Below are 12,324 nucleotides of genomic sequence, written 5' to 3'. Positions count from 1 at the left end.
TCACGAGGTGCTAGCCGAGCTCCAGGCGCAGGATCCGGTCGTCGCCGGGTCCCGGGGTCCCCCGGGTGTCGGTCTCGCTGGTCACCAGCCAGAGCCGGGTGCCGCCCGCGGTCGCCTGGACCGTGCGCAGCCGTCCGTACTCACCCTTGAGGAACGCCACCGGCTCCCCGGATCGTTCCGCGCCGGAGAGCGGAACGCGCCACAGGCGCTCGCCGCGCAGCCCGGCCATCCAGATCGCGCCCCGGGCGTACGCGATGCCGCTGGGGGAGGCCTCCGAGGTGGGCCACTGGGCCACCGGGTCGGTGTAGCCGGCCCGCCCGGCGATGCCCTCCACCACCGGCCAGCCGTAGTTCCGGCCGGGCCGGATCAGGTTCAGCTCGTCCCAGGTGTCCTGGCCGAACTCCGACGCCCAGAGGCGCCCGTCGGCGTCCCAGGCCAGGCCCTGGACGTTGCGGTGGCCGTACGAGTACACCAGGGAGCCCGGGAAGGGGTTGCCGGGCGCCGGGCGGCCCTCCGGGGTCATCCGCAGGATCTTCCCGCCCAGCGAGCCCTTGTCCTGGGCGAGCCCGGTCCGCCCGGTCTCGCCGGTCCCCGCGTACAGCATCCCGTCCGGGCCGAACGCGATCCGCCCGCCGTTGTGGATGAAGCCCTTCGGGAGGCCGGTGAGCACCGGCTCCGGAGCCCCGAGCCGGTCGCCCTCGCCCCCGCCGTACCGCATCCGGACGATCCGGTTGTCCGTCCCGGCGGTCAGATACGCGTACACCCAGCCGTCCCGCACGGCGAGCCCGAGCAGCCCGCCCTCGCCGCCCGGCACGACCCCCGGCACCTCGCCGGCCGGCGTCCGCCGGCCGGTCCGCCCGTCGACCCGGGTCACCGTCCGCTCGTCCCGGGACGAGACGAGCAGATCCCCGCCGGGCAGCTCGGCGAGGCCCCACGGCGACTTCAGCCCCTCGGTGAGCGTCCCGGCGACCCGTACGGGAGCCGCCGGGCTCGTCGTCGACGGCGCGGTGGACGCGGGCGGCGGGCTGGAGGGCGGGGCGGAGGGCGGGCCGGAGGACGGGGTGGAGGAGCACCCGGTGGCCAGGAGCAGCGCGACCGCGCCGCCCGTCAGTGTCCTGCTGACGACTCGGCCTCGGCTCATGACCCGGTCCCTTCGGCGGCTGCTTCCGGCGGCTCCTTCCTTGATACACCGCCGGACCGACAAGGGTCCGGACGCGGCTCAGTCCCACGACCCCCGGGCCGCCGGCAGCGCCGCGATCTCCGTCAGGTCGGCGGCGTCGAGGACGAGGCCGGCCGCGCGGGCGTTCTCGACCGCCCACCGCTCGTGCTTGGTGCCCGGGATCGGGACGACGTGCGGGCCCTGGGCGAGCGCCCAGGCCAGCGCGACCTGCGCCGGAGTGACGTCCGCGCCGTGCCGGGCCGCGACCCGGCGCAGGCCCGCCACCAGCGGCTGGTTCGCGGCCATCATCTCGGCCGTGAAGCGCGGGTGCCGGGCGCGCGGATCGTCCGCCTCGAAACCGCCGCCGGGCGTCAGCGTGCCGGTGAGGAAGCCGCTGCCCAGCGGCATCGCGGCCAGAAAGCCCACGCCCCGCGCCGCGCACCACGGCAGCAGCCGTTCCAGGGCCTCCGGGGACCACACCGACAGCTCCGCCTCGACCGCGCTCACCGGGAACACCTGCTGGATCCGCTCCAGCTGCCGGATCGTTCCGTCAAAGCCGCCGCCCGTCACCGGCCGCCGGAAGAACCGGGTCCGGGCACCCACCGCGCACAGCCCGAGCGCCCGCACCTTCCCGGCCCGCACGAGATCGGCCATCGCGCCCCAGGTCTCCTCCACCGGCACCTCGGGATCGGCCCGGTGCAGCTGGTAGAGGTCGATCACATCGGTCTGCAGCCGCCGCAGCGAGGCGTCACAGGCCCGGCGCACATAACCGGGCCGCCCGTTGGCCACCACATGCCCGTCGCCCACGAGCAGCCCGCACTTCGTCGACACGAAGACGTCCGCCCGGCGCTCCTTCAACACCCGCCCGAGCAGCAGCTCGTTGGTGAACGGCCCGTACATGTCGGCGGTGTCGAGCAGGCTCACCCCGGCGTCCAGGGCCGCGTGCACCGTACGCAGGGACCGGTCGCCCCGCTGCCGGGAGGAGCTGTACGCCCAGTTCATCGGCATGCACCCGAGGCCCACCGCACCCACTCCGAGCGCCGCCGCCCCGATCGTCCTGCGCTCCACCTGCCGCTACCCCTCCCTGTGCAGCCCCCAAAGTAACCAATGGCGCGCGGGATTCATGTCATAGCCTCCCGGTCATGACACTCGATGACATCGCCGCTGACGTGTGGCTTCCGATTCCCGCGGACGAGATCGACGGCCTGCCCGCGCCGGGCGCGTCGGGCCTGAACTACCGTTTCTGGGACGGCGGACCGGACTTTCCGGCCGATCCCGCCCGCTGCGCCTTCTATGTCGTGCCCTACATGAAGGGCGAGGAGATCGCCGTCCGGCCGCTCGCCGGGATGAGCTCGGTGCGCGTCGTGCAGACCCTGTCCGCCGGGGTCGACCACGTCACGCCCGGCATCGACGCGCTGCGCTCCGGCGTGCGCCTGTGCAATGCCCGGGGCGTGCACGAGGCCAGCACCGCCGAGCTGACCCTGGCCCTGATCCTCGCCTCGCTGCGCGGCATCCCGGGCTTCGTGCGTGGTCAGGACGCGGAGGAGTGGCGGGCCGGGTTCTATCCGGCGCTCGCCGACAAGTCGGTGCTGATCGTCGGGTACGGGTCGATCGGCGCCGCCATCGAGGACCGGCTCGCGCCCTTCGAGTGCGCGCGGATCGTCCGCGTCGCGCGCTCGGCGCGCACCACCGCGCGCGGGCCGGTGCTGCCGCTGACCGAACTGGCCGCGCAACTGCCGCAGGCCGACGTGGTGGTGCTGTCCACCCCGCTCACCCCGGAGACCCGGCAGCTGGCCGGCGCGGACTTCCTCGCCCGGATGAAGGACGGCGCCCTGCTCGTCAACGTGGCGCGCGGCCCGGTGGTGGACACCGCCGCCCTTCTGAAGGAGGCCGAGAGCGGCCGGATCCGCGCGGCACTCGATGTCACCGATCCGGAACCGCTGCCGGCCGGGCACCCCCTGTGGCACGCTCCCGGTGTGCTCGTGAGCCCCCATGTGGGCGGCTCCACCTCGGCGTTCATGCCGCGCGCCAAGCGCCTGATCGCGGCCCAGCTGACCCGCTTCGTCGCGGGCGAGGAGCCGGCCAACGTGGTCCTCACCACCTGAGTCGGCTCCCCGGGGGCGTGCGCCCCCCGAACGCGCTCCTCACAAGCCCCCTGGCCGTCACGGAGAGTACTGCACCCCTGTCCCTGAGTGACGATCCTGGTGTATGGTCCCGGAGCGGGGGACTGCGTCGAGAACGGGCAGACGCTGGGGAGCGAAGTGACGGGACATCAGATTCCGAGGGGGGCGACGGGTGGAGCACGGCCGAGCGACCGACGATCCGACGCGACGGTGCCGCCGCCGGCCGTCCCGCGTCGCGCAGCCGCCCTGCCGGACCGGCCGGTGCCGGACCAGCCCACCCGCGCCCCCGGAGCCGGACCCGCCGCGGACGGCCGCGGCACCGTCGCCGTGCCCGCGCCGCGCGCGGCCGGCACCCGCTGCGAGGAGCGCGGCGAGCCGTCCGGCGGCTGCGGAAGCCACGCCGTACCGCGTTCCGAAGGCCCCGCCGACGCCCTCGCGGCGCAGCCGGCGCAGCCGCACCCCGGCGAGCTCCCGGAGGGACCGGTGAGCACCGCGGCCCTCGCCGCACCCGCACCCGTCGGGGCGGGCGTCGGCGGCACCGCCGGACCCGGCTCCGGCGCCGGATCCGGGCCCGGAACACCCGCCCCCGGGCGCGGCCGGCGGCCCGGGCGGCCCCGCCCCGGCACGGGCGGGACGCTCGCGCAGCTCGGCCTCGGACTGGTCTGCGGCGGCTATGCCACCGGCGCCGCGGTCGGCTGGGGCTCCACGGAACTCGCCCTCGTCATGGGCGACTTCGGGCTGAGCGCCGCCGCGCTCGCCGCCGCCGTCTCCTGCTTCCTCTACGCCCGGGGCCGCCGCCGCGCCTTCCGCCCCGCGTGGTACCTCTTCGCCTTCTCGTCCTTCATGGCCGCCACCGGGAACGCCGTCTGGGGGTGGTACGAGGTCGTGCTCCGCCGCGCGGTGCCCAGCCCCTCCGCCGCGGACCTGTGCTTCCTGCTCTTCGCCCCGCCCGCCATCGTCGGCCTGCTCGTCCTCGCCAAGAAGCCCGTCACCCGGGCCGGCTGGGTCTGCCTCGGCCTCGACTCCTGGCTGATCGGCGGCTCCCTGCTCACCCTGTCGTGGAGCCTGGCCCTCGCGCACACCGCGTACGTGCCGGGCGAGAGCGTCGCCCGCGCGGCGCTCTCCCTCGCGTACCCGCTGCTCGACATCGTGCTCGTCAGCATGGTGCTCGCGCTGCACTTCCGCCGCTCCCACATCAACCGCTCGGCCGTCCACACCGCCATCGCCGCGCTCGCCCTCACCGTGCTGTGCGACGCGCTGTTCACCTCGCCGCTGCTCCGCGAGCACTACAGCTCCGGCCAGCTCCTCGACGCCGGCTGGTTCGCGGGCTCCCTGCTGCTCGCGTACGCCCCCTGGGGGGTGCGCCGGCACGTCGACCCCGGGCCCGCCGCGGCCCGCGCCCGGCACCCGCACAGCCGCCCGCTCGCCGGCTCGCTCGCCGCGCTCACGCCGTACCTCGCGGCCGCCGTCTGCACCCTGAGCATCCTGTACAACGTCGTCGAGGGCCGCAGCGTCGACCGCGTCGTCGTCCTCACCGGCTGCATGGTCGTGCTCGCCCTGGTCGTCCGGCAGGGCATCATGCTGCTCGACAACATCGCCCTCACCCACGAACTGGCCCAGAAGGAGAACCACTTCAGGTCCCTCGTGCAGGGCTCCAGCGACGTCATCATGATCGCCGCGCCGACCGGCATACTGCGCTACGTCAGCCCGGCCGCCGCCGGGGTGTACGGGCGCGAGGCCGAGGAGCTGATCGGCTCCGAGCTGGCCTCCCTCATCCACCCCGAGGACCTCGGCGGCGTCGTCCACGAGGTACGCCGCTTCCTGGCCGCCCCGCCCTCCGAGGAGCCCACCACCCGGATCGAGTGCCGCTTCCGCTCCGGCCGCGGCGACTGGCTCAACGTCGAGTCCACCGTCAACCGGCACCAGGGCGGACTGATCTTCAACAGCCGCGACGTGACCGAACGGGTCCGGCTCCAGGCCCAGTTGCGGCACAACGCCGAGCACGACCCGCTCACCGACCTGCCCAACCGGGCGCTGTTCACCGAGCGGGTGCGCGGCGCGCTCAGCGGCCGCCGCGCCACCGACATCGGCACCGCCGTGCTCTTCATCGACCTCGACGGCTTCAAGGCGGTCAACGACCGGCTCGGCCACCAGGCCGGCGACGAGCTCCTCGTCCAGGCCGCCCGCCGGCTCCACGAGTCCGTGCGGGCCGGGGACACCGCCGCCCGGCTCGGCGGCGACGAGTTCGCCGCGCTCATCCTCGGCGACGGCAACCGCGACCGGGCCGACCGCGAGTGCCGGGTGGCCGAGATCGCCGACCGGCTGCGGGTCACGCTCTCCCAGCCGTACCGGGTGGACGGCGCCGCCCACGAGGTGCGGGTCGCCGCCTCCATCGGCGTCGCCTTCGCCGAGCCCGGCATCAGCGCGGGCGACCTGCTGCGCAACGCCGACCTCGCGATGTACCGGGCCAAGGCCGCCGGCAAGGACCGGGTCGAGCTCTACGCCCCGCAGATGCAGGCCGAGGTGGTGCGCCGCACCGAGCTCGCCGCCCGGCTGCGCACCGCCCTGCACGACGGCGAGTTCGCCCTGCTCCACCAGCCCGTCGTCGACCTGAGCACCGGCCGGATCGCCGCCGTCGCCGCCCAGGCCCGCTGGCGCTCCGCGCAGGGCATCCTCTTCACGCCGGCCGAGTTCCTGCGGGTCGCCGAGGACGGCGAGCGCACCGCCGAGCTCGGCCGCTGGCTCCTGGAGGAGGCCGTCGAGCAGGCCGCCGAACGGGCCGGAATCGGCCATCGCGCCCCGGTCACCGTGCGGCTCTCCGCCCGCCGGCTGCTCGACCGCTCGCTGCCGCTGGGCTCCGTCGAGTCGCTGCTCACCCGGCACGGGCTGCCCTCCGGCTCGCTGATCGTCGAGCTCGCCGACAGCGACCCCCGGGACCCCCGGGTCTCATTCGACGAGCTGGAGCAGCGCCTGGCCGCCCTGCGCCGGCTCGGCGTCAAGATCGCCCTCGACGGATTCGGCAGCGGACATGCCGCGATCAACGCCCTGCGGCGGCTTCCGGTCGACATACTGAAGCTGGACCGCGGCCTGGTCGAGGGCATCGTGGAATCGGCCAGACTGCGCAAGATCACCAGCGGGCTGCTCCGCATCGCCGGCGACCTCGGGATGCAGTCCGTCGCCGACGGCGTGGACATGCCCGAGCAGGTGCTGGCGCTGCGCTCCATGGGCTGCACCCACGGCCAGGGCATGGCGTTCTCGGGCCCGCTGGACGAGTACCGGCTGCGCCGGGCGCTGGTGCGGGACGAGTTTCCGCTGCCCGGAGCGGTCGCGGTCAGCGCCGGAAACCGGCCGCCCGCCCGCTCACATGATGAGACGCCTGTCCCACCTACTTGACAGTGACAGTGCGTCGGGGGGAGGGTCAGTGCCATGCGCACCCGAATTCTCGTACTTGGACAGCGCGTCGGCTGAGGCAGGCCAAGGAAGGCCCGCCTGAAACGCACCCGACGCGCTCCCCTCGCTTGCCTATCGGCACGGGGGGTTTTTTGTTGCACCGGATCACCCCGAAGTCGTACCAAACCCTCGCAAAAACCTCTGCTTCGAGAAGAGAATGCTGATGACCGAGCAGGCCACCGGGCACCATCCGCAGCCGCGGACCCGTAGCGGCGCACAGCCCGCCACCACCGTCGAGCACGTCACGGGTGCGCAGTCCCTCATCCGCTCTCTCGAGGAAGTGGGCGCCGACACCGTCTTCGGCATTCCGGGCGGCGCGATCCTCCCGGCGTACGACCCGATGATGGACTCGAAGCGGGTCCGCCACATCCTGGTCCGCCACGAGCAGGGCGCGGGCCACGCCGCCACCGGTTACGCGCAGGCCACCGGCAAGGTCGGCGTCTGCATGGCGACCTCGGGCCCCGGTGCGACCAACCTGGTCACCCCGATCGCCGACGCCCACATGGACTCCGTCCCGCTGGTCGCGATCACCGGCCAGGTCTCCTCCAAGGCGATCGGCACCGACGCCTTCCAGGAGGCGGACATCTGCGGCATCACGATGCCGATCACCAAGCACAACTTCCTGGTCACCCGGGCCGAGGACATCCCGCGGACCATCGCCGAGGCCTTCCACATCGCCTCCACCGGCCGCCCCGGCCCGGTCCTGGTCGACATCGCCAAGGACGCCCTCCAGGCGAAGACCACCTTCAGCTGGCCGCCGCAGACCGAGCTGCCCGGCTACCGCCCGGTGACCAAGCCGCACGCCAAGCAGATCCGCGAGGCCGCCAAGCTGATCACCGCCGCCAAGCGGCCCGTCCTGTACGTCGGCGGCGGCGTCCTGAAGGCCGGCGCCACCGCCGAGCTGAAGGTCCTGGCGGAGCTCACCGGCGCCCCGGTCACCACCACCCTGATGGCCCTGGGCGCGTTCCCCGACAGCCACCCGCTGCACGTGGGAATGCCGGGCATGCACGGTGCGGTCACCGCCGTCACCGCGCTGCAGAAGGCCGACCTGATCGTCGCCCTCGGCGCCCGCTTCGACGACCGCGTCACCGGCAAGCTGGACAGCTTCGCCCCGTACGCCAAGATCGTCCACGCCGACATCGACCCGGCGGAGATCGGCAAGAACCGCACCGCCGACGTCCCGATCGTCGGTGACGCCCGCGAGGTCATCGCCGACCTGGTCCAGGCCGTCCAGGCCGAGCACAGCGACGGCCACAAGGGTGACTACACCGCCTGGTGGAGCGACCTGAACCGCTGGCGCGAGACCTACCCGCTCGGCTACGACCTGCCCGAGGACGGCAGCCTCTCGCCGCAGCAGGTCATCGAGCGGATCGGCAAGCTCGCCCCCGAGGGCACGATCTTCGCCGCCGGCGTCGGCCAGCACCAGATGTGGGCCGCCCACTTCATCGACTACGAGCAGCCCGCGACCTGGCTCAACTCCGGCGGCGCCGGAACCATGGGCTACGCGGTCCCGGCCGCCATGGGCGCCAAGGCCGGCATGCCGGACCGCACGGTCTGGGCGGTCGACGGCGACGGCTGCTTCCAGATGACCAATCAGGAGCTCACCACCTGCGCCCTGAACAACATCCCGATCAAGGTCGCCATCATCAACAACGGCGCCCTCGGCATGGTCCGTCAGTGGCAGACCCTCTTCTACAACCAGCGCTACTCCAACACCGTCCTGCACTCCGGCCCGGAGGACATCAACCCGGAGGCCAAGGGCACCCGCGTCCCGGACTTCGTGAAGCTGTCCGAGGCCATGGGCTGTGTCGCCCTGCGCTGTGAGGACCCGGCCGACCTGGACAAGGTCATCGCCGAGGCCAACGCCATCAACGACCGCCCGGTCGTGATCGACTTCATCGTCCACGAGGACGCGCAGGTCTGGCCGATGGTCGCCGCCGGCACCTCGAACGACGAGGTCATGGCCGCCCGGGGCGTCCGCCCCGACTTCGGCGACGGCGAAGACGACTGAGGCGAAGAGCGAAAGCGCGAACAGGAGACCCCCATCATGTCCACGAAGCACACGCTCTCCGTCCTGGTCGAGAACACGCCCGGCATCCTCGCCCGGATCGCCGCCCTGTTCTCCCGCCGCGGCTTCAACATCGACTCGCTCGCGGTCGGTGTCACCGAGCACCCCGACATCTCCCGCATCACCATCGTGGTCGGTGTCGAGGACCTGCCCCTGGAGCAGGTGACCAAGCAGCTCAACAAGCTGGTCAACGTCCTGAAGATCGTCGAACTCGAGCCCAGCGCCGCGATCCAGCGCGAGCTCGTCCTGGTGAAGGTCCGCGCCGACAACGAGACCCGCTCCCAGATCGTCGAGATCGTCCAGCTGTTCCGCGCCAAGACCGTGGACGTCTCGCCCGAGGCGGTCACCATCGAGGCCACCGGTTCGAGTGACAAGCTGGAGGCGATGCTCAAGATGCTGGAGCAGTTCGGCATCAAGGAGCTCGTCCAGTCCGGCACGATCGCCATAGGGCGCGGGGCCCGGTCCATCACGGACCGCTCGCTGCGCGCCCTCGACCGCAGCGCCTGATACACCGCATCGCCTGATACACCGAAGCGTCTGATACACCGCACGTCACCAGGGGTCGACCGCCGGTCCGGCCGGCGGTCCGCCTGGCGAGACCCGACAACCTTCCTCCCGCACCCCGCCGTACGGTGGGACGCAACACCAGCACCTCAAGGAGATTTCCAGTGGCCGAGCTGTTCTACGACGCCGACGCCGACCTCTCGATCATCCAGGGCCGCAAGGTCGCGGTGATCGGTTACGGCAGCCAGGGCCACGCCCACGCGCTGTCGCTCCGTGACTCGGGTGTCGATGTCCGCGTCGGTCTGCACGAGGGCTCCAAGTCCAAGGCCAAGGCCGAGGAGCAGGGCCTGCGCGTGGTCACGCCCGCCGAGGCCGCGGCCGAGGCCGACGTGATCATGATCCTGATCCCGGACCCGATCCAGGCCAAGGTCTACGAGGAGTCCATCGCCCCGCACCTGAACGACGGCGACGCCCTCTTCTTCGCCCACGGCTTCAACGTCCGCTTCGGCTTCATCAAGCCCCCGGCCGGCGTGGACGTCGCCCTGGTCGCCCCGAAGGGCCCGGGCCACCTGGTCCGCCGTCAGTACGAGGAGGGCCGCGGCGTTCCGGCGATCGCCGCCGTCGAGCAGGACGCCACGGGCAACGCCTTCGCCCTGGCCCTGTCGTACGCCAAGGCCATCGGCGGCACCCGTGCCGGTGTCATCAAGACCACCTTCACCGAGGAGACCGAGACCGACCTCTTCGGCGAGCAGGCCGTGCTCTGCGGCGGCGCCTCCGCGCTCGTCAAGGCGGGCTTCGAGACCCTGGTCGAGGCCGGCTACCAGCCGGAGATCGCCTACTTCGAGTGCCTCCACGAGCTGAAGCTGATCGTCGACCTCATGTACGAGGGCGGCCTGGAGAAGATGCGCTGGTCCGTCTCCGAGACCGCCGAGTGGGGCGACTACGTGACCGGCCCGCGCATCATCACGGCCGACACCAAGGCCGAGATGAAGAAGGTCCTCACCGAGATCCAGGACGGCACCTTCGCCAAGAACTGGATGGACGAGTACCACGGCGGTCTGAAGAAGTACAACGAGTACAAGACCCAGGACGAGAAGCACCTCCTGGAGACCACCGGCAAGGAGCTGCGCAAGCTCATGAGCTGGGTGAACGACGAGGAGGCGTAAGCCTTCCGGTGCGGGGCCGGACACTGTGTCCGGCCCCGCACCAAGTCGTTGGACACCCCGTCCAACCACGGAAGGGTGATCCTTCCAACGAGGCGCAGGAACCGCGCCACCGCACCACTACACTGCTCAACAACATCGCGTCTGGCCCACAGCGTCGTGCGCTTTCACGCGGCAAGCCCCCTCCACCGCTGCGGCCGTCGGGACGGCCGTCCGCACCGTCTCTGTGAGGACTCAACGTGAGCTCGAAACCCGTCGTACTCATCGCTGAAGAGCTGTCGCCCGCCACCGTGGACGCACTGGGCCCGGACTTCGAGATCCGGCAGTGCAACGGCGCCGACCGCGCGGAGCTGCTCCCCGCGATCGCCGACGTCGACGCCATTCTGATCCGCTCCGCGACCAAGGTCGACGCGGAGGCCATCGCCGCCGCCAAGAAGCTGCGCGTGGTCGCCCGCGCCGGTGTCGGCCTGGACAACGTGGACGTCTCCGCCGCCACCAAGGCCGGCGTGATGGTCGTGAACGCCCCGACCTCCAACATCGTCACCGCCGCCGAGCTCGCCTGCGGTCTGCTGGTCGCCACCGCGCGCAACATCCCGCAGGCCAACACCGCGCTGAAGAACGGCGAGTGGAAGCGCTCGAAGTACACCGGCGTCGAGCTCAGCGAGAAGACCCTCGGCGTCGTCGGCCTCGGCCGCATCGGCGTCCTGGTCGCCCAGCGCATGTCCGCGTTCGGCATGAAGATCGTCGCCTACGACCCCTACGTGCAGCCGGCCCGCGCCGCCCAGATGGGCGTGAAGCTGCTGTCCCTGGACGAGCTGCTCGAGGTCGCCGACTTCATCACCGTCCACCTGCCGAAGACCCCGGAGACCCTCGGTCTCATCGGCGACGAGGCGCTGCACAAGGTCAAGCCCTCGGTCCGGATCGTCAACGCCGCGCGCGGCGGGATCGTGGACGAGGCGGCGCTGTACTCGGCGCTCAAGGAGGGCCGGGTCGCCGGCGCGGGCCTCGACGTGTACGCGAAGGAGCCCTGCACGGACTCCCCGCTCTTCGAGCTCGACCAGGTCGTCTGCACCCCGCACCTCGGCGCCTCCACGGACGAGGCCCAGGAGAAGGCGGGCATCGCGGTCGCCCGGTCGGTGCGCCTGGCGCTCGCCGGCGAGCTGGTCCCGGACGCGGTCAACGTCCAGGGCGGCGTCATCGCCGAGGACGTGAAGCCGGGTCTGCCGCTGGCCGAGAAGCTCGGCCGGATCTTCACCGCCCTGGCCGGCGAGGTCGCCTCCCGCCTGGACGTCGAGGTCTACGGCGAGATCACCCAGCACGATGTGAAGGTGCTCGAACTCTCCGCCCTCAAGGGCGTGTTCGAGGACGTGGTCGACGAGACCGTGTCGTACGTCAACGCCCCGCTGTTCGCGCAGGAGCGCGGTGTCGAGGTGCGTCTGACCACGAGCTCCGAGTCGCCCGACCACCGCAACATGGTCACCGTGCGCGGCACGCTCTCGAACGGCCAGGAGATCTCGGTCTCCGGCACCCTCGCGGGTCCGAAGCACCTGCAGAAGATCGTCGCGGTCGGCGACTACGACGTGGACCTGGCGCTCGCCGACCACATGGCGGTGCTGCGCTACGAGGACCGTCCGGGTGTCGTCGGCACGGTCGGCCGGATCCTCGGCGAGGCCGGTCTGAACATCGCCGGCATGCAGGTCTCCCGGACCGTGGAGGGCGGCGAGGCGCTCGTCGTGCTCACCGTCGACGAGACCGTCCCGGCGCCGGTCCTCGCGGAGATCGCGGAGGAGATCGGCGCGGCCTCGGCCCGCTCGGTCAACCTGGTCTGACCCCGTCAGACCCGTCCGACCGGTGGAC

The 12,324-nt window shown here is 72.3% G+C and carries 8 protein-coding genes; 6 read left to right on the top strand and 2 right to left on the bottom strand.

The window, feature by feature from the left end:
- Positions 1–10: 10 nt before the first annotated feature.
- Both KV205_RS14340 and KV205_RS14335 read right to left on the bottom strand, forming a co-directional pair.
- Positions 11–1,141, bottom strand: a complete 1,131-nt coding sequence (locus KV205_RS14340) for a sorbosone dehydrogenase family protein (RefSeq protein ID WP_265864708.1) — start codon at positions 1,139–1,141, stop codon at positions 11–13.
- Between the two features lie 78 nt (positions 1,142–1,219).
- Positions 1,220–2,227 (bottom strand): aldo/keto reductase, encoded by a 1,008-nt coding sequence (locus tag KV205_RS14335; protein ID WP_265864707.1) that lies wholly within the window; start codon positions 2,225–2,227, stop codon positions 1,220–1,222.
- Between the two features lie 74 nt (positions 2,228–2,301).
- Here KV205_RS14335 and KV205_RS14330 point away from each other — a divergent pair, with 74 nt between their 5' ends.
- The 6 genes from KV205_RS14330 (at position 2,302) to serA (ending at position 12,296) form a co-directional block, all read left to right on the top strand.
- The gene (locus KV205_RS14330; RefSeq protein WP_265864706.1) at positions 2,302–3,264 is read left to right on the top strand and encodes a 2-hydroxyacid dehydrogenase; all 963 of its coding nucleotides are present in this window, start codon (positions 2,302–2,304) and stop codon (positions 3,262–3,264) included.
- A 675-nt stretch (positions 3,265–3,939) separates the two neighbouring features.
- Positions 3,940–6,675 carry an EAL domain-containing protein gene (locus KV205_RS14325; RefSeq protein WP_265864818.1) on the top strand — a complete coding sequence of 912 codons (2,736 nt, stop codon included), beginning with the start codon at positions 3,940–3,942 and terminating at the stop codon, positions 6,673–6,675.
- Between the two features lie 214 nt (positions 6,676–6,889).
- Positions 6,890–8,743, top strand: coding sequence for an acetolactate synthase large subunit (locus KV205_RS14320; RefSeq protein ID WP_265864705.1), 1,854 nt, complete (start codon positions 6,890–6,892; stop codon positions 8,741–8,743).
- 36 nt (positions 8,744–8,779) lie between these two features.
- Positions 8,780–9,307, top strand: coding sequence for an acetolactate synthase small subunit (gene ilvN, locus KV205_RS14315; protein ID WP_116158691.1), 528 nt, complete (start codon positions 8,780–8,782; stop codon positions 9,305–9,307).
- 161 nt (positions 9,308–9,468) lie between these two features.
- Positions 9,469–10,470, top strand: coding sequence for a ketol-acid reductoisomerase (ilvC, locus tag KV205_RS14310; protein WP_265864704.1), 1,002 nt, complete (start codon positions 9,469–9,471; stop codon positions 10,468–10,470).
- A 236-nt stretch (positions 10,471–10,706) separates the two neighbouring features.
- The gene (gene serA / locus KV205_RS14305; protein WP_265864703.1) at positions 10,707–12,296 is read left to right on the top strand and encodes a phosphoglycerate dehydrogenase; all 1,590 of its coding nucleotides are present in this window, start codon (positions 10,707–10,709) and stop codon (positions 12,294–12,296) included.
- Positions 12,297–12,324 lie beyond the last annotated feature (28 nt).

Source organism: Streptomyces sp. SKN60 (assembly GCF_026236535.1).
Taxonomy (GTDB): Bacteria; Actinomycetota; Actinomycetes; order Streptomycetales; family Streptomycetaceae; genus Streptomyces.
This window is presented reverse-complemented; position numbering and strand designations above follow the sequence as displayed.

Coding starts and splice junctions, on each gene's coding strand:
- KV205_RS14340 (WP_265864708.1), bottom strand. CDS start 1,141: ATGAGCCGAGGCCGAGTCGTCAGCAGGACACTGACGGGCGGCGCGGTC.
- KV205_RS14330 (WP_265864706.1), top strand. CDS start 2,302: ATGACACTCGATGACATCGCCGCTGACGTGTGGCTTCCGATTCCCGCG.
- KV205_RS14320 (WP_265864705.1), top strand. CDS start 6,890: ATGCTGATGACCGAGCAGGCCACCGGGCACCATCCGCAGCCGCGGACC.
- ilvN (WP_116158691.1), top strand. CDS start 8,780: ATGTCCACGAAGCACACGCTCTCCGTCCTGGTCGAGAACACGCCCGGC.